The 15625-nt window shown below is 70.5% G+C and carries 18 protein-coding genes; 3 read left to right on the top strand and 15 right to left on the bottom strand.

All coding sequences use genetic code 11. From position 1 onward, the window contains the following. Positions 1–40 precede the first annotated feature (40 nt). The gene (locus AB0I28_RS32965) at positions 41–541 is read left to right on the top strand and encodes a hypothetical protein (RefSeq protein WP_357499627.1); all 501 of its coding nucleotides are present in this window, start codon (positions 41–43) and stop codon (positions 539–541) included. A gap of 39 nt (positions 542–580) precedes the next feature. On the opposite strand, the gene AB0I28_RS32960 is transcribed toward AB0I28_RS32965, so the two are convergent. The 10 genes from AB0I28_RS32960 to AB0I28_RS32915 all read right to left on the bottom strand — a co-directional run bounded on the left by AB0I28_RS32960 (position 581) and on the right by AB0I28_RS32915 (position 8374). Next, entirely contained in the window at positions 581–1063 is a 483-nt protein-coding gene (locus AB0I28_RS32960; protein WP_357499626.1) for a DUF4913 domain-containing protein, read from the bottom strand. Further along, on the bottom strand, positions 1060–2076 hold the full coding sequence (locus AB0I28_RS32955; RefSeq protein WP_357499625.1) for a hypothetical protein: 1017 nt from the start codon (positions 2074–2076) through the stop codon (positions 1060–1062). The genes AB0I28_RS32960 and AB0I28_RS32955 overlap by 4 nt, the downstream gene beginning before the upstream one ends. A gap of 5 nt (positions 2077–2081) precedes the next feature. Continuing rightward, positions 2082–3761, bottom strand: coding sequence for a relaxase (locus AB0I28_RS32950; protein WP_357499624.1), 1680 nt, complete (start codon positions 3759–3761; stop codon positions 2082–2084). Continuing rightward, on the bottom strand, positions 3731–4102 hold the full coding sequence (locus AB0I28_RS32945) for a hypothetical protein (protein WP_357499623.1): 372 nt from the start codon (positions 4100–4102) through the stop codon (positions 3731–3733). The genes AB0I28_RS32950 and AB0I28_RS32945 overlap by 31 nt, the downstream gene beginning before the upstream one ends. Positions 4103–4315: 213 nt before the next feature. Continuing rightward, positions 4316–4642 (bottom strand): hypothetical protein, encoded by a 327-nt coding sequence (locus AB0I28_RS32940; protein ID WP_357499622.1) that lies wholly within the window; start codon positions 4640–4642, stop codon positions 4316–4318. A gap of 74 nt (positions 4643–4716) precedes the next feature. Continuing rightward, positions 4717–5046: a hypothetical protein gene (locus AB0I28_RS32935; RefSeq protein WP_357499621.1), complete on the bottom strand. Its 330-nt coding sequence runs from the start codon at positions 5044–5046 to the stop codon at positions 4717–4719. Between the two features lie 56 nt (positions 5047–5102). Further along, positions 5103–5543: a hypothetical protein gene (locus AB0I28_RS32930; protein WP_357499620.1), complete on the bottom strand. Its 441-nt coding sequence runs from the start codon at positions 5541–5543 to the stop codon at positions 5103–5105. Positions 5544–5631: 88 nt separating this feature from the next. Further along, a complete protein-coding gene (locus AB0I28_RS32925; protein WP_357499619.1) occupies positions 5632–6108 on the bottom strand; it encodes a hypothetical protein in 477 nt (158 codons plus the stop codon). A gap of 231 nt (positions 6109–6339) precedes the next feature. Beyond that, the gene (locus tag AB0I28_RS32920; protein WP_357499618.1) at positions 6340–6777 is read right to left on the bottom strand and encodes a hypothetical protein; all 438 of its coding nucleotides are present in this window, start codon (positions 6775–6777) and stop codon (positions 6340–6342) included. A 436-nt stretch (positions 6778–7213) separates the two neighbouring features. Next, the gene (locus AB0I28_RS32915; protein WP_357499617.1) at positions 7214–8374 is read right to left on the bottom strand and encodes a hypothetical protein; all 1161 of its coding nucleotides are present in this window, start codon (positions 8372–8374) and stop codon (positions 7214–7216) included. 228 nt (positions 8375–8602) lie between these two features. Here AB0I28_RS32915 and AB0I28_RS32910 point away from each other — a divergent pair, with 228 nt between their 5' ends. Beyond that, the gene (locus tag AB0I28_RS32910; RefSeq protein WP_357499616.1) at positions 8603–8854 is read left to right on the top strand and encodes a hypothetical protein; all 252 of its coding nucleotides are present in this window, start codon (positions 8603–8605) and stop codon (positions 8852–8854) included. 219 nt (positions 8855–9073) lie between these two features. Then, positions 9074–9772 (top strand): hypothetical protein, encoded by a 699-nt coding sequence (locus AB0I28_RS32905; RefSeq protein WP_357499615.1) that lies wholly within the window; start codon positions 9074–9076, stop codon positions 9770–9772. An 8-nt stretch (positions 9773–9780) separates the two neighbouring features. Here the strand turns inward: AB0I28_RS32905 and AB0I28_RS32900 are convergent, their stop codons facing one another. The 5 genes from AB0I28_RS32900 to AB0I28_RS32880 form a co-directional block, all read right to left on the bottom strand. Further along, entirely contained in the window at positions 9781–10548 is a 768-nt protein-coding gene (locus AB0I28_RS32900; protein ID WP_357499614.1) for a hypothetical protein, read from the bottom strand. 156 nt (positions 10549–10704) lie between these two features. After that, positions 10705–11070, bottom strand: a complete 366-nt coding sequence (locus AB0I28_RS32895) for a hypothetical protein (RefSeq protein WP_357499613.1) — start codon at positions 11068–11070, stop codon at positions 10705–10707. Positions 11071–12853: 1783 nt separating this feature from the next. After that, entirely contained in the window at positions 12854–13114 is a 261-nt protein-coding gene (locus AB0I28_RS32890; RefSeq protein ID WP_357499612.1) for a hypothetical protein, read from the bottom strand. A 205-nt stretch (positions 13115–13319) separates the two neighbouring features. Further along, complete coding sequence (locus AB0I28_RS32885; RefSeq protein ID WP_357499611.1) at positions 13320–13862, bottom strand: hypothetical protein; 543 nt, start codon at positions 13860–13862, stop codon at positions 13320–13322. 499 nt (positions 13863–14361) lie between these two features. After that, entirely contained in the window at positions 14362–15213 is an 852-nt protein-coding gene (locus AB0I28_RS32880) for a hypothetical protein (protein ID WP_357499610.1), read from the bottom strand. Positions 15214–15625 lie beyond the last annotated feature (412 nt).

Raw genomic sequence — 15625 nt, 5'->3', positions numbered from 1 at the left:
TCCGAGGTGGTCAGGGGCTTGATCGGCTTACGCTACGCCCATGGAGGTCGCCCTCTGGCTGCCGGCCGCAGCCGCCCTCGCTGGTGCACTCATCGGTGGGGGCACCGCGCTGGCGGTGGGTTTCGCACAGAAGTCGGCGCTGCACGAGGAGGCCCGGCGTGATCGTGAGTACTCGGGCGTCGCCCGCGCCTACGATTCCCTGTCCCAGTGGTGCGAGGAGCTGCGGTACGCCATCCGTACGGAGTACCTGGACGACCCCGAGGAGGCCCTTCCGTGGGACCGGATCCGCCCGATGACGTTCGTTCGCATCCCACCGTCGAAGCATCTCTACAGCGACGAGACGCGGGCTCTTGTGGAGAAGTGCCAGCTCAGCTACCACGAGATGCACTTCATGATCTTCGGTACCCGAAAGCAGATGAAGACGACCGCGCACCAGGTCATGGGCGAGGCGGTGGCCGTTCAGGACCAAATGAGGTCGGAGCAGATCGCGCCACCGACTCCGAAGAGCTCGCTCATGCAGCGTTTCCGGCGCCGTAGGTAGGCAACGCCCCCGCCGTGGCGGGGGCGTTGGGGGGTGCCGTCAGGTCTTGGCCTTGGTCGGCCGCCACCAGCCGGGCGGGGCGATGGCCAGGCGCGGGATGCGCGGCTCGGTGTGTTCGGCCGCCCGGTCGCCGTCGCCGATCCGGCAGGCCCGGAAGGGACCGTTGTCGCGGCTGGTAAGGATGGTCAGGTGGTGGGAGAGCCATTGCCACCACACGGCCTCGTCGCCGCCGCGGCGGTTGAGCTCCCACAGGTCCCACAGGTAGGTGAGCCGGTCGATGGCCTCGGCGTGGCGCCACCACTCGGCGCACCAGGAGGCGTGGGGGTTGTCGATGATGCGGTGGAGGTACATGGGGGCGAAGAAGTCGGCCACCCAGATCTCCAGGGCGGCGTAGCGGCGCGGCAGCGTCGCCTTCGCGGGCTCAGGTGTCGCTGCGGGTGGAGATGTGGGGACGGTCGGCGGGGCGGGGGCTGCGGGTGGAGGTGTGGGCAGTCCGGCGATGGGAAGGGGCGGCTGGGTCACAGCTTCCTCCGGTTGATCTTGTCCGGGGCGGGGGCCGCTGAGGGTTTCGCCGGCGGTGGTGTGGTGGTGGCCTTGGGTGTGGATGTGCCGGTGGCGAACCCGTCGCCGCGGAACATCCCGACGAGCTCGGCCGGGTGGCGGCCTTCGACGGGGGTGTCGATGGCGGGCTCGTGTTCTTCGGTCGCGGCGGCGGCGTCGTGTGCTGCGGCGTGGCCGTGGTCGCCGCCGTGGTCACTGCGGCCGGTCACGAGGTGCTCGTCGATGGTCGTGGCCGGGTCGTCGGGCATCGCGGCGGCCGTGGCGGCGTCTTTGCGGTCGTCGCCGGCGCGGTAGCGCAGGGCTTCTGACAGGCCGCCTCTCAAGGTCGCGGCGACTTCGCCGGCGCCGTCGTAGCCGAGGTTCTCCAGTTCGCGCAGGTAGCGCTCGCCGAGCTGGTCGGCTAGGCCGGTGATCTGTTCGTTGTAGGCGGTCTGGAAGTCGGCGGCGGTGATGGCCAGGTGGGCGGCGCGGCCGGGGTGGGGGCGGGCGGCGACCATGTCGTCGACAGCGGCGCGCATCGCCTCGGTGGGGTCGGCGCCCTGTTCGCGGAGGCGTTCGAAGGTCCACTGCGCTCGGGGGTACATCTCCCACAGGCGGTTTTCGACGTTGCCGATGGCCTCCTCGACGTGTTCTTGGTTGAAGAGGGGGTCGTCGCGGCGCAACTGCCCGGTGCGCCAGGCGGCACCGAGGTCGGCGAGGCCGGCTTCGGCGATCCATTCCGGGTCGCGGGCCATGTCCAGGATCGTCGCATCACGGTCGGCGTCCATCTGCATGCGGCGCTGGGCGGCGGCTTCGTGTTCGGCCAGGTGCTGGTTCCATGCCGCGTGGGAGGCGGCGGCCTCGTCGCGGTCGCGCTGGCGTGCCATGTCCAGCACGCGCCACGCCGACCAGGTGGTGGCCAGCAGGGCCAGGCCCTGGGCGGATTTGGTGACCAGGTCACTGGCCAGATCGGGATGTTCGGGAGGGATGTCCATGTCTCCTACCTGGTGTGTCGGGTGGTGGGTGCGGCCGGGTCGGTCACGATGGCCGCCAGGTCGGGTTCGGCGTGGGCCAGGCGCCAGGCGAGCGCGGTGGCGAGGTCGGTGTCACTGGGGAGGGGCGCGGCGGTGATGGCGCGGGCCAGGCGGGTGAAGGCGTCGCCACCGAGGGCGTCCAGCACGTGGCCGAGCCGGGTGTGTTCGTTGGTGGCCGACAGGTTCTGCAGCTGGGTGGCAGTGAGGTAGCCGGCGGTGTGGAGGCGCTGGAGCACGCCGCCCAGGTCGCCGTCGCCGCCTGCGGGCGGTGTTGCGGGGGTGGCGGTGGTGGTCCGCGCGGAGATGACGGCGGCGGCCTCTCGGGCGGGGCGGGCTTGGTGCGGGCGGTGCTGCTGGTCGCGGATGTCGGCGAGGACTTCGATCAGGCGGGCCAGGCCCGCCAGGATCGCGGTGAGGTCGGCCAGCTCGCGTGCGCGCGTGGTGGGGCCGGCGCCGCTGATGGGGGCGGTGGTCGCGGCGAGCTGGCGGGTGAGGTCGCGCAGGACGGCGGCGTGGGAGGCGTGGTGGATGCGCCCGGCGGGTTCGCGGGCGGCACGGTGGGCGGCGGTGGCGGCCTGGTTCCACTCCGGGCCGGTGTGCTCGGCGAGCTGGGTGACGACGGTGAGCAGATCGCAGGCGGCCTGCGCGGTGCCGGCGGCCTCTTCGGGAGTCAGGCCCGGCAGAGCGGTGGTGGCGGCGGCCACGGCGGCGCGGGTGCGCGTTGTCAGGTCGGGGCCGGGGTGTGCGGTGCCGGTGGTGATCGACCAGCGTTGCAGGAGGCGAGGCCAGGTCAGGTCGCGGGCGAGGGATCCGCCGGCGTAGCGGACCGGGAGCCCCGCGGCGGTGGTGTGCGCGGGGTCGGCGACGGTGTAGCCGGTAATGGCGCCGGTGGCGTCGCGGCGGGTGGTGGTGAGGATGCCGCGCCGGTGGAGCCGGGCAAAGAACGCGTCGGGGCCGTCGGCGGCCGCGGCGGCGAAGGTGACCGCGCGGCGTAGCCACTCGCGAGCGGTGTCGGTCTGACCGGTGCGGGCGGCCTTGCGCTGTTCGGCGGCGGTCTCGTATGCGTGTCCGGCGGTGTGGGCGGGGGCGGTGGCGCGTAGTCCATGGCGGTCTTCGAGCTGGCGGGCGGCCTCTCGCAGGCGGCGTTTCTCGTGCGCGGTGCGCACCGTTGTCCCGTCGGCGGCGGCCAGGGTCGCCAGGATGTGGATGTGGTCACCGCCGGCGGGGTCGGTGGCGTCGACGTGGCGTACGGCGATCCACCGCCCGCCGGGGGCGTTGTCGTGGGGGTCGATGCCGAGGTGGGCGACGATGTCGCGGGCGGCATGGCCCCATTCGGTGTCGGACAGGGGCCGGTCGGCGGGGTGGGTGCGGACCGAGGCGTGCCAGACGTGGCCGGCCGCGGCGCGTGAGGGGACGCTGGCCTCCAGGAGCGCAGTGAGTCCGGTGAGGTCGGGCTGGCCGCTGGCGGTGATGTGCGGCTGCTGGTCGGCCAGGGGGGTGAGCTGGTCCCAGGTGGCCACCAGGCGCGGGTCGGTGTGCTCGTCTTCGCGGCCGGGCCCGAAGAGGTAGGCCAGGGCGCCTCGGACGTCGGAGCCGCGGGGGTGGATGCGGCCGATCATCGCGTCCAGGCCCGAATCTCGGCGCACGCGGCGTCGATCATCGCCACGGCTTCGCCGCCGCCGGGCAGCGGGTCTCGCGGGGCGGTGTAGGTGATCGCGGCGCGCGCGGCGACCAGGCGGCGCAGGACGCGGTCGAGGACGGCGCGATCGCCGTCGGCGAGTTCGGCGCTGGTGATTCCGGTGGCCGCCTCAAGGACGGTCTCGGCGGCGAACCCTGAGACGGTCAGGCCACGGCGGGCCGCTGCGGCGGTGACGTGGGGGGCTTGGCCGGGGGTGATGCGGAAGGCCACGACGGTGCTGCGCGGGTCGCCGGTGCGGGCCCGGTAGCGGCCGTCGAGGGCCGGCGGGAGGGTCGTTGTGGCGGTCATGGGGCCAACCGTGGCCGCCTGGGCGTGGCACACCCGTGGTGCGAGGCGTAGCGCCCCGTAGCGCCCTGCGATGACCTGCGGGTTCGCTGGCGGGATCGTGGGGGGCGGGTGGTGGCCGGGTGTAAACGAATGCACATCTTGCTGCGCTCGTTCGCGCATGCCTCAGGCCGCCCCGTGGTGGGGCGGTCCTGAGGGCTTCTCGGGCTGGCGGGTCTAGACGGGTGCGCCGATCTTCATCGCGGGGGCACCGTGTTCGGTGATCCGGTCCATGAGCTTCGTCCACACGCTGGCGTGGGTCGGTTCCGCCTCGGGCTCGCGGGGTCCGATGTGCTCGGGGCCGTCGGCGCTGGCGACGCTGACGAGCTTGCGGCCCTTCATGACGGCGACGTGCCAGACGCGGCCGACTCCGGGCCGGTGCTCCTCGCCGATGACCACGCCGGGCGTCGGGGTGCCCTCGGCTTGCAGTAGCGACACCTCGGACAGCAGGCGGATCCGGCGAGCGCGGGGGCGGCGGTTGCGGGTGGTGCGGGGCTTCGTCATCGTGGGGGCCTCTCGGGTCGGGGTGCTTGTTGGTGTGGTCTCCCGGGGTTGCCGTCCCGGGGTGGTGCGGGGGTCTACCGCCAGCGCTGCACGGCGGCTAGGTAGTCGTCGGCGAGTTCGTTGACCGTTTCGGTCCACCACTGTGTGTTGAGGCTCGACGGCTCCAGCTCCGGCCGGGGCGTGTAGCGCCGGTGGCGCAGGGCCTCGGCGGCCGTGGCTGCCTGTTCGACGGTGGTCACGTCGAAGGTGGCTTCGGCGGCGGCGGCGAACGCATCCGAACGGATGGCGTCCCATGGATAGGCGATAAGGCCGCCTTGGCCCCGGGAGTCGTGCATGTGGTTGCAGGATCGCAGGTACCAAAGGGATTGCAGGTCGCGCAGGGTGTCGGTGAGGTTCTTCGCCATCGTGTTTCCGTTCTCGGCTGAGGGGCCGGGCGCAGCGAGCGCGCCCGGTCCTCGGGCTATCGCTGGGGCTGGATTTCCCACAGGGCGGCGGTGAAGGCGCGGGCGGCCTTGGCGGTGGCGCGCTGGTGCTCGGCGACGGTGGCGGGGTCGCAAATGTTGACGGAGCGCCACGCGGTCTGTGAGGCGGTGTCGAGGGTGACCCATTTGCCGATGGCCGCTACGGCGGCCGACTGGAGAGGCGTCAGCGCGAGTCCTTCGGCGTAGCTGGCGAACCTCTCCAGCTCGCGGGCGGCGGCCGTGCCGGTGACGGTCTCCTCGGTCAGCTGCTGGAAGGAGACGCCGAAGATCGCTTCAAGGCGGCCGGTGAGCGCGTCGTGCCCGGTGATGGCCTTGTGGGTGCTCTCTTCCAGCCATGCGCGGTGGGGGCCGTACACGATGTCGGCCCGGTCGGTGACGGCGATCGTGTGGGTCGTCTCGGTGGTGATCTCGATGATCATGGGGGGTGCTCCTTGTTGGTGACCTGGTCCCGGGGTTGCCGTCCCGGGTGTGGGGGTGCGCCGCCGGGCGGCGGCGCACCCGGTGGGGCTAGGACCCGGTGGGTCCGTGAGCCTCGGTGAGGTCCTTCTCGAACTGGGTGAGAAGGTTCGCCAGCACCTCCCGGCGCTCGCCCACGCGGGCGGTGTGAGCGGCGTGGTCCTCGTGGTCGGAATCGGTCGCGGGGTCGGTGATCAGCTCGGCGACCTCCCCGGCGATGTCGAAGCACCGCAGCCATCCCCACATCAGGGCCAGGGTCACCACCTGGTCGTCGGTGCGGTTGCGCACGGCGGCGCAGGCGGTTTCGGCGGCGGCCACGTCGGCGCGGACCTTCTCGGCGTCGTTCCACGCGTCGACCCCGATGTTGATGGTGAGGTCGTAGGCGTAGTGGCGGCGGACCAGCGCGGCGACGAGAGCACGGGCGGTCTGAACACGGGTCAGGAACGGGCTGAGCCATTCGGAGTTGTTCAGCACTCGCCGTTCGGCGGCGGTGACTCCGTCATTGATGCGGGTGGTGGTGTCCTTCACGGTCACTCCCTTGACTTGTTGGTGTGGTGTGGGGTTGCCGTCCCACGTGTTAAATAGTACCCCCTATTAGACTTGTCAACAAGGCTTGAGCAGGGAAAATGCATGATCAACATGAATTGTTTTGACGAATAGGAATCGCGCCCGACCGCCTATGGAAAGGCGATCGGGCGCGATTTGCTTTCATTTTGCCCTCGGGCGGCGAACCGGTCTCCGTCGCCGCCTCAAGGGGCGCTAGCGGTCTTCGGGGAATCCGACCGTGAGCACCAGATCCCCGGTGTCGCCCGCGCCGACGTGGTACCAGATCCGCTCGCGTCCGGGCTGGCCGTTCTCCCGGGCGGGCAGCGCCCCTGCGGGAAGGTCGATGAAGTGGTCACCGTCGCAGTGCGCACCGTGGTGCTCGGCGATGATCTGCAAGATCGTCTTGAGGCGCGCCGCCGCCGGAGCCTCGGTCCATGCGGGGGCGGCCGCGTGCCACAAAGGAGCGGTGAACACCCCCGGCATCATCAGCGGCGCGTACTGCTGGGATTCGGCCGGAATGGGGATGAGCACCCCGTCGGCGATCGCCTCGGCCCGGGAGTAGGCGTGCACGATGACGAAGTCGAGGCCGGGCCACAACTCCACGACGTCCCCGGTCCGGGGGGTCGACTGCGGCTCGAAGGGGTCGGCCATGGCGGCCTCCTGTCGTTGTTGGTGTGGCGCGGGGTTGCCGTCCCGCCTGTTAAATAGTACCCCGTATTAGTGCTTAAATAGGGCTTGACCTGCGAAAACATTGAGTGGTGTTGCCCACATCGGGCGGGGATCGGCTTCTTCCGGTGCGGAAAGAAGGCGAGCGCGGCACGGCGGGCCGGCGCGGGGAGTAAGTGATGACCGGGGCTAAGCCCTCACGGGGAGGGCGTTTCGGCAACGCCCCGGCCATCGGTGTTCACCAACAAGAAAGGTCGTCCCCCGAGAGGGCCGCTCCGTCCTGCAGGTCCAGGGTAGCGCCTGGGCCGTGGGCCCGCTTGCGCGCTTAGCCTGTACGGGTTTCGCTCCCGGCTCTCGGGGCGGGCCGGTGCGGGCATGGGAGACGGCCCCGGCGTACCGGGGCCGTCGATGGGGCCGGTGGTCAGGCGGTCAGGGCGTACCGCGCGGCCTGGGCCATGAGGCCCGGGGCGTCGGCCTCGATGGCGTGGGCGGTGGCGGCGTCGGGCAGCTCCTGGGCCAGGGAGGTCAGGGCGTTGAGGTAGCCGCCTGCGGTGACCTGGCCGCCTTCGATGAAGCGCTGCACGACGGCCTCGGCGAGCTCCTTGGAGTAGTCGGCCTGGGTGGTGATCAGGCGGATGGTGTCGGCGGCTGCGGGCAGGCGGGTTCCGGCCAGTTCTTCCAGCTCGGTGACGCGGGCGGACAGGAAGTCGGTGTGCAGGTACTCCTTGACGGCGGCGCGGACCTCCTCGCCGATGAGGTTGAGGTGGGCCTTGACGACGCGTGCGTCGTTGAGGACCAGGCCCTCCTCCATGCGGTGGCCGCGGTGGTTGCGGCGGGAGGCGTAGGCGGTGAAGGTCATGCCGTTGGAGCACACGAGGACCTTCGCCCAGGGGGTGATGATGAAACCGCCCTGGCCGACATCGGAGTTGGTGATCTTGAGTCCGGCGGCGACGACGGGCAGGTCGTTGCCCGATCCGCCGCGCGGGGCGCGGTAGTCGCGCAGGAGGGTGGGGGCCTCGACGGTCACGCCGGGCACGGTCAGGGAGACGTACATGCGCTCGCTGGTGAGGTCGCAGCGCTCGATCGTGGGCGTGACTCCGGCGTCGCCGAAGGCGGCCAGCGCGTGCACGAGCACGTCGTAGTTGTCGATGATCCGGTAGGAGTTGGACAGGAAGGCGCGCGCGACGCCGGCCTGGTCGCCACTGTAGGCGCGGATGAGCAGTTGCGCCTCGCCGTCCTGCAGCCAGTAGTTGACGTTGGCGTCGAACAGGTCGGGGGCGTAGCGATGCATCCGGCGCAGGTACTTGACGGGGATGTCGAGGCCGCTGGCGATGCCCGAGAGGAACACGCTCGTGGGGAGCAAGGGCATCCCGGAGAGGTGGCGGGCGCCGAAGGGGGTGCCGACCGGGCCGGTGGGCAGGTCCGGGAGTTCGATGCGGCCGTCGTTGGCGCGGATGGTGCGCGCCTCGACGACGGCGTCGATCTGGCGCTCGCGGAGCTCGGAGAGGGTGGAGAGCATCCCGTTGAAGCCGGAGTTGCGGATGGTGGTGTCGCTGGCGAGAACGGTGGCGGAAAGGGCCATGTTCGGCCGTCCTTTCGTGGTGGGTGAACATCGTGAGGAGGGGGTTGCCTTCCCCTTTCCCTCACGTGTTAAATAGTACCCCACATTAGCGCGTTGTGCCAGTTCAGAGCAGACTTTTATCATGACGAACACCACATGATCCTCCCTTTGAAACCACCTATCTCGGGGTACTATTTAACAAGCGGAATCGGCAACTTCCGCAACACGCCGACAAGTGAGGAACCCCCGATGGATCACACGATCTGCGAGCACCGGAATTGCTCCAAGCCGGGAGAATGGAGCACCGTCGTCGCATGCGACGTCTTCGACTCCATGTCCGACCCGAGCGAACTCATGACCACCAAGCGGTTCACTGAGATCCACTGCGACGAACACAAGCCGACCGAGGCCGACTACGAGCTCAACAAGCACACCGAGGGCTTCTTCACCGAGGTGACCGGCTTCGAGCAGGTTCCGGTCATCGACATGCGCCGGCAGTAACAGCGCGGGCCCGGAGCTCTCGCTCCGGGCCCGCCAACATCGCGCTCACCCGTTCGGGTCGCCGGCCCCCGGGCCCTGCGCGCCTAGCCTGTACAGGTTCTTCGCCGCCGACCACACACCGATCCGTCGGCCCGGCCCGACCAGCTGGCGGCGGGGCGCTACGGGGCGCTACGCCCCTGACCACGGGCGTGTCGCACCCAGGCGGCGAGCGTGACGGGCATGAGCGTCACCGCACAACCATTCCGCGCCGCCCCATTCCGCCCGCTGAGCCACGTCATGGACCGCTTCTCCGTCGATCTGCCCGCGCCCCTGCGCGACGCCCTGGACGCGATCGTCGCCGCCCACCGGAAGGCCGCGGCGGCCGAGCGCGCGAGCGAAGCCTTCGGCGACCCTGCGGCCGCACCGGGAACCGACACCACCACCGTGGCGTGGCGGCGCCGGACGGTGCACGATCGCCTCGCCGACCGCCGCCTGACCGGCGCACTCCTGGACACCCGCACCGCCGTGGTCACCGCGCACCTGCGGGCGCTGCTCGGCGAGCGCGGCTGGAACACCGACTGGCCGCCGGCGCCGGTCCGTCTTCCCGGCCGCCAGGTCGGTGTCAGCCCCCGCGAGCACCGGACGGGCGCTCCCAGGGAGGACGTCGTCACCATCACCGTGGTGCTGGACCCCGCACTGGCGCAGACGGTGCGCCTGGCTGCCTACTGGGTCTCCGAGCCTGCGGTGCGCCGCCTGGAGACGTGGGCGCGGCGCTACGGCCACGGGCCCGCCAGTCGTCGGCGCCGCGATCCCGGCCTGGAGTGGCCCGATGAGCAGGCCCTGGCCGCACGTGAGCGTCTCCGCGGCTGCGTGGTCACCACCGGGGACATCATGCGCGCGGCGATCCGGCGCGCGGTCGCCGGTGGCACCGCCTCGTAGCCACTGCCTCAGGTCGCGCTCGCCTGCTCCTGGTCGGCCTGGTCACGCTGGTGCTTTTTGAGCCTCATCACGGATCGCACGCTCACCTCGCGTTCGAACTGCTCGCTCAGCTCGGCGGCGATCTCGGCATTGGTGGGCGGCGAGGTATGGCCGGCCCGCCCGGCGAGCCGCTTGAGCGCTTCCTCCAGGTCGCCGACCTTCGGGACGGGACCGCTCCGCCGGCCCTGTCTGCCCGGACGGCCTGCGGCGTCCCTGGTGGTCCGGCTCGCCAGCCACGGCAAGATGACCTCGGCGCGCCAGTACCGGGTCGGGCGGGGACCGGGTTGGTTGGGCAGACCCAGGTCGGCCAGCTCCTCCTCCGGAGGGGGGCCGCCTTGGATCTTGGTGTCCCAGGTCGGCAGCGGCAGGTAGCCGTCCTGGCCCCTCGCCCACGCGCTCGCCGAGTCGCGCTCGTAGACCTTCCACGTGCCGTGCTTGATGTCGGCGAGCACGCTGATGTCGCGGGCGGACAGCAGGGCGTGGCCGGGGCCGTCCCAGATGGTCTCTGGTGGTGCCGGTGGGGTGGCGCGGGCCTGCTTGAACGCGTCCAGGTCGTCTAGGGCGTACCAGTGCCGCACGACGCCGCCCCTCACCGTCTCGGTCTCGACCGGTTCGGGCCAGCCGTACTCGTCCCGCCGGTGGGCGTAGACGCGCTGGGTCCCCGGCGTCAGCCCCACGTACTCGGCTGCACCGATGCTGTCGGTGACGCGCCGGCCGCGCTTCTCCACGATCTCCATGTGTTTAATAGTACCCCCAGATAGCCGGGGTTGGGGTGGCTGGCGGCGGTCGTCGGGTCGCCGGCTCGCCGCCCGGGTGGGCCGACACGGGAGCGTCCCAGGGTTCCGTGGTCGCACCGATGGGAGCCCGATCTTCCGATACGGGATTGCCGCAGGCTATTCGCGCTCACCGTATTCGGTGCCGAGGCGTTCCCTCACAGGGCCTTTCGGGGCTTTCGGCATTGGATTGTCGCGGCGCTGGTTCAGAATGCGGCGCGGCCAGAAGCGATGCCCGTATCGGTCGATTCCGCCATCGAGGCGCCCGGCTTTATCGGCCTCGCGCACGCTTTGCGCGGTCCACCCCAGGAGTGCCGCGGCTTCGCGGGTGTTGAGGAGGTCGTCGTCGTGATTGCCGGTGGGGCCCGGCGGGATCCGGCGCCCGTCGGCGTGGGCGTGGACTTGGTCGAGGAGGTACAGCACCGGGGAGGTGTTGACGATGTCGACGGCCACCTCGAGCTCGGCGCGGGCCGCGGTGTTCCACACCCCGCGACCTACCGCGAGAGCGGCTCGGGCCTGGACGCGGTCGACGACGCGTCGGCCGGCTGGGATCACTGCGGGCTCCTCTCTGCGGGGCCCCGATCATACGTTGTTTTAGTCAGGGACCGAACCGGGTCACGGTACCCGGCCCGCGCGCACAAGGCGTAGCGCCCTAAATGTCCACCCTCCGTGGGGCCTGCGCCGCATACCCGGCATTTAGGGCGCTACGCTATCTCTGACCTGCGTAGCGCCCTAAATAGCCCCTTGGTTCTCTTCGGGCGTTTCCTTCCGAAACTCGGGGCCTTTGAAGTTTTCCGTGAAGTTTCACGCGGAGCCCGGCGAAGTTTCCACCGGGCTCCGCGTGAAATTTCACGGGGCACCGCGCCAGTTTCACGGCGGCGGTTTCATGCCGGTGCCGTGCGCCGCAGCGGAAACTTCACGACGGCCGGCCAGCGGGGCCCGTGCAGTTTCACGCGCTCGTTGCGCGACTCACGCGCCCGGCGCGTGAAACTGCACGCAGTACCGCCGGGTGCGGTCGGGTTTCACGCGCGAGCGCCGGTCCTGTCTGCAGGAGAACTTTCACGCGCCCGGTGCCGCGGGGTCGCGTCGCTCCCGTTCCGCCGTGCTGCCGACGCGCGGTAGGGAAAGGCGGCGACAGCGCTTTCCCGAGGGGACGGGCGCTTCGCGCCTCCGTGCGCCGGTCGTCCTCCCCGTCCTGCGGAGCGTGGCCGACTTCGGCGTCACGCTCGGCGCCGACCCATGCCTTGAGCCCGGGATATCCCGCTGCGGCTCCGTAACCAGTGCCCGTTGAGCTGCGAAAACGCTCTGAGTATGCGGCTGCGGCCCTGATGGGTGTGGCTGGCTATCCGGGGTGGGGGCCGAGCCAGCGATTCCGGCGGTGCAGTTTTGACTCTCCGTCACCGCAGTTCCGACTTGGCTGTGGTGCAGTTTGCCGCTATTCTCGCGCGCGCGGGCGCGCGCGGGCGCGTTGGGTCACTCCAAGGGCTCCCCCAGCGCCTGGAGGCATGCCGCACTGCGGTTTACCCTCGGTGACCCGAGCCGACGGCCTCGACAAGCCCCTCGGCGGTCTTGGCGCTCCCCTGGGCGGGACCGGACCAGGCGGCTCCTCGGGCTGGTGGGCGGATCGATCGCTCCTGCCCGGGCGCCGACGCCCGGCTCTCCCCTGCCGGCGGTCGGCCGCCGACTGTCGGCGCCAGCTTCGCCGGCACGCGGTGGTCGGCTCCCGGGTCTCCAGGCTGGCTCCTTTGGCCCCTCCCAGCGACGGCGGAAACTCCCGAAGGTCACCTGGGTCCTTCTGCAGGAAACCGGCAGCACCCCATGAAGTTGATCTTGGAAAGTTTCACCGGACCACCGGGCTGAAATTTCACGGGACTCTGCCGGACGCGCCCTTGGCCGGTGGAAACTTTCAACGGCGGCCGGTGGAAATTTCCAGCGCCGCCGCGTTCGGGGCGCCGGAAAGTTTCACGCCGCGACGTGCAGCACCCCTTCGGGGAGCGGGGAAAATGATCTTGACGCCCTCGCCTGAAGATGATCTTGCAGCCATCGCCGTTGAAGATCATCCTCACCGCCAAGATCGGCTCCGTGTTCATCACTGACCGTGGCATTCCGATCACTCATCTTGATGGGTGGTGGTTCGGGCCCTGGGAGGCGCCGGCACGGGTTCTAGACTTCGGGAGTCCTCGCAAGAGGGCGGAGGAACACCGGGCCGACCGGCCGCCACCCCCGAGCGATCGGGGAAGCCGGTCGGCCCTCGCCGTGCCGGCGGGCCTCAGCTCGCCGCGACGGTGATGGTGACGACGGCGCCGGGCAGCGACCTGCCGTCCTCGGCCTCACCGGCCTGGCGCTGACGAAGGCGGGCGGCGATCTCGTCGGCCTTGGCAGGGAACCGGGCGTGGCCTCCAAGCTCAGCCCGGCGGGCGAGCGCGGCCACGCGCTCGGCGGCCTTGTCGTAGTTCCCTGCGAGGTGGTCTTCCATGACGGCAATGAATTCCCGTCCGTTGACGAGCGGTGCTTCGGATCTGGTCGTCACGGTGCATTCCTCTCGGTAGGAAAAGGGGCGGGTGGAAGAATTGACCCGCACCTTCATCTTACGTTGTTTTAGTCATGCAATTGTGGTCAGGTCGCGGGCGTCACATCGCTATTTGTGCTGGCCGCGATGGCCATGTGAGGCCGTGGGGAATGAATGGTGCTGGCCTTCCCTTCTTCTTCGGAAAGGCCAGCTTGGCGATATGCGGTCAGCCCGTGGTGGCCGCTCGCAGCCGTGCCAGCGGGTCGGCGGTGGCGCAGGTGCAGCCGCAGGCGCTGCACCGCCGGGTGGACACCGGAGGCGTGACGACGGTGACCTTGCGCTCCAGTGCCCGGTACGCCTCCTGCGCGGCCTCGACTCCGGTCTCCCGGATGGCGTCGAGGACGTGCAAGGTCTCCTCCAGCTCCAGCTTGCGCCTGGCGATCTTGCCGTCGCGCAGGCGGGAGACGTGGTTCCACTTCTGCCAGGCCTTGGCCCCGACAGTGATGCGGTAGCAGGCCAGGGTGTTGCCGGTCTGGACGGCGTAGTCCCCGGCCGGAATGGTGGCCGGGTCCAAGGCCGGGCGGGGTCCGGCCTCACGGAGCAGGTCGATGATCTCCGAGGCGCGCTCCATGGTCATGCTGCCGGAGGTGGCCTCGGTGGACAGGTGCGCGGCGTCGGCGGCGACGTCCGTCGCGGTGTAGTGGGCCAGCAGTTCGACGATCTTGCGCCTCTGGTCGGTGCTGGCCGGTTCACGGGTGCTGGCTCGCATAGCTGCTCCTTGTTGGCGATACGGGGGTCGGGGTTGCCGTCCCGACGTGTTAAATAGTACCCCGTATTAGCTCGGGAGGCTGGTTTGACCAGGCCCGATGCAAGGTGACATCCGCCACGCGCGGCGCGTGAGAACGGCTGGGCGCTTCCGGAACGGCACGAAGACGGCCGTGCTGGCGATGGTGCCGCGACGGCGGACAGGGTCGGCCGCGGCGCATAGTGGGCACGGATGCGGGGGACGTTCCAACGAGTACCGAAAGCTGCTGACCAAGCACGAAAGCAAGCTTCGAAGGGGAGCGCGCTCGCCGATCGCGTCCCCGCGGACGGGGCGTGCCAGCGTGCCACCCTGCTCGTTGGTGGCGAAGTCGACGACGGCCTCGCCGTGGGCGAGGCGCCCGGCGTACCGGGCACCGTCGGGCAGGTCCGCGCTCTCGGTGGCGGTGCCCTGGAGGGCCGCGGGCATCGGTGCGCCGCCTGGACACCTCGTGGTCGGCGGGTGGTCAGCTCGGCGGGCGCTTGCGGCCGGCCTCGGCGTCCTGCTTGCGTCGCTGGTCGCGGTGGTAGCGGTCGTGGGCCGCCAGGGCGGCGTGGAGATCGGACAATGCCTGGGCACCCGGGGTTCCCGGCCGTGCCGCGGTCACGCGGAGCAGGGGCGCCAACAGGCCGATCACCGTGAGGGTCTCGCCGGCGAACCGTGCCTCGCCCACGGCGGGCCCGGGCAGGAGCTCGGCGAGCTCGTCGAGGTCGCCGTCGAAGTCGGCGGCGAAGGCGGTGAGCATGTCGTGGTGGTCGATGCCCTCGGCGAGCGCGCGCGGGTCGGCGGCCGGCGCGGTGTTGGGGTAGAGGTCGCCGCGGTGCTTCAGGATCTCCTCGAGGGCGATCCAGATGCGCTGGCCGTGCTGCTCGGCGGCGCGCTGGGCGGCGTGAGCCGCCCGGCGGGCGGCGGGGACGGCCAGGTGGTCGCGGCGGCCGCCGGGCAGCTGCGCGCCCAGGAGTCGTTTGTGGCGGCCTTCGGCCTGGCGGCGCCCGTCCACGCCGACGGCTTCGGCGATCGCGTCCCATGTGAGGCGCTGGCCGCGGGCGTTGTCGTAGACGCGCAACGTGCGTCGCTCGGTGGCGCGGAAGTCCATGGTCAGCAGCGCCTCGTTGAGCCGCAGGAGGTCGGCGGCCTCGTCAGCGAGGACGCCTGCGGGGACTCGCTGGTGGTCTAGGACGTACTCGACCAGGGCATATGGATTGTCGCTGATCTTCGCCAGGTCGGGATCCTCGGCGCGGCAGCGGCGCTCGATGATCTGGTCGATGAGGTCCTGCATGTCCCCTCGGGACAGCGAAAGGTACTGCCTCTGCACCATGTCATCATTATGATGACATTCATCCAGCAGGGCAAGCGTCCACAATGAACGGCCCGGACTGCTTGATCAGAGCAGTCCGGGCCGTCAACTTACGCGTCTGGAGACTGGGCATCGCACCCTCTGGGCTGTTCGCGCCACTGGCCTCTCTCCACGGCCATCTCTACGATATCCCACGGTTCCTAGCGGGGATCCTCCCGACACACCCGAGCGCGCGTCCTTCGACTGAGGACTTCCGCCTTAAGGCTCCTGTCTACGCCGGACCCTCACAGACGGGCCCTCGCCGTCGACACGTCGGGGTAGCACACTTTCGTCCATGTCCGCACAAGCCGTAGGCTGTGACCCCAGTGGTCTCAGCTGCGCAAACGGGCGGGCGCCCGAGGCGCCATGGATTCATTGCCCAATGGGAAGCGAC

Source organism: Phytomonospora sp. NPDC050363, assembly GCF_040655735.1.
Classification (GTDB): domain Bacteria; phylum Actinomycetota; class Actinomycetes; order Mycobacteriales; family Micromonosporaceae; genus Phytomonospora.
Note: the sequence above shows the minus strand (reverse complement) of the source record. Positions and strands in the feature narration are given on the sequence as shown.

Bases quoted from the DNA above. Each gene is read 5' to 3' on its own strand.
- AB0I28_RS32955 (WP_357499625.1), bottom strand. From the start codon at position 2,076: ATGGACATCCCTCCCGAACATCCCGATCTGGCCAGTGACCTGGTCACC.
- AB0I28_RS32920 (WP_357499618.1), bottom strand. From the start codon at position 6,777: ATGGCCGACCCCTTCGAGCCGCAGTCGACCCCCCGGACCGGGGACGTC.
- AB0I28_RS32930 (WP_357499620.1), bottom strand. From the start codon at position 5,543: ATGATCATCGAGATCACCACCGAGACGACCCACACGATCGCCGTCACC.
- AB0I28_RS32900 (WP_357499614.1), bottom strand. From the start codon at position 10,548: ATGGAGATCGTGGAGAAGCGCGGCCGGCGCGTCACCGACAGCATCGGT.
- AB0I28_RS32965 (WP_357499627.1), top strand. From the start codon at position 41: ATGGAGGTCGCCCTCTGGCTGCCGGCCGCAGCCGCCCTCGCTGGTGCA.
- AB0I28_RS32910 (WP_357499616.1), top strand. From the start codon at position 8,603: ATGGATCACACGATCTGCGAGCACCGGAATTGCTCCAAGCCGGGAGAA.
- AB0I28_RS32915 (WP_357499617.1), bottom strand. From the start codon at position 8,374: ATGGCCCTTTCCGCCACCGTTCTCGCCAGCGACACCACCATCCGCAAC.
- AB0I28_RS32935 (WP_357499621.1), bottom strand. From the start codon at position 5,046: ATGGCGAAGAACCTCACCGACACCCTGCGCGACCTGCAATCCCTTTGG.
- AB0I28_RS32880 (WP_357499610.1), bottom strand. From the start codon at position 15,213: ATGGTGCAGAGGCAGTACCTTTCGCTGTCCCGAGGGGACATGCAGGAC.
- AB0I28_RS32885 (WP_357499611.1), bottom strand. From the start codon at position 13,862: ATGCGAGCCAGCACCCGTGAACCGGCCAGCACCGACCAGAGGCGCAAG.
- AB0I28_RS32905 (WP_357499615.1), top strand. From the start codon at position 9,074: ATGAGCGTCACCGCACAACCATTCCGCGCCGCCCCATTCCGCCCGCTG.
- AB0I28_RS32945 (WP_357499623.1), bottom strand. From the start codon at position 4,102: ATGACCGCCACAACGACCCTCCCGCCGGCCCTCGACGGCCGCTACCGG.
- AB0I28_RS32940 (WP_357499622.1), bottom strand. From the start codon at position 4,642: ATGACGAAGCCCCGCACCACCCGCAACCGCCGCCCCCGCGCTCGCCGG.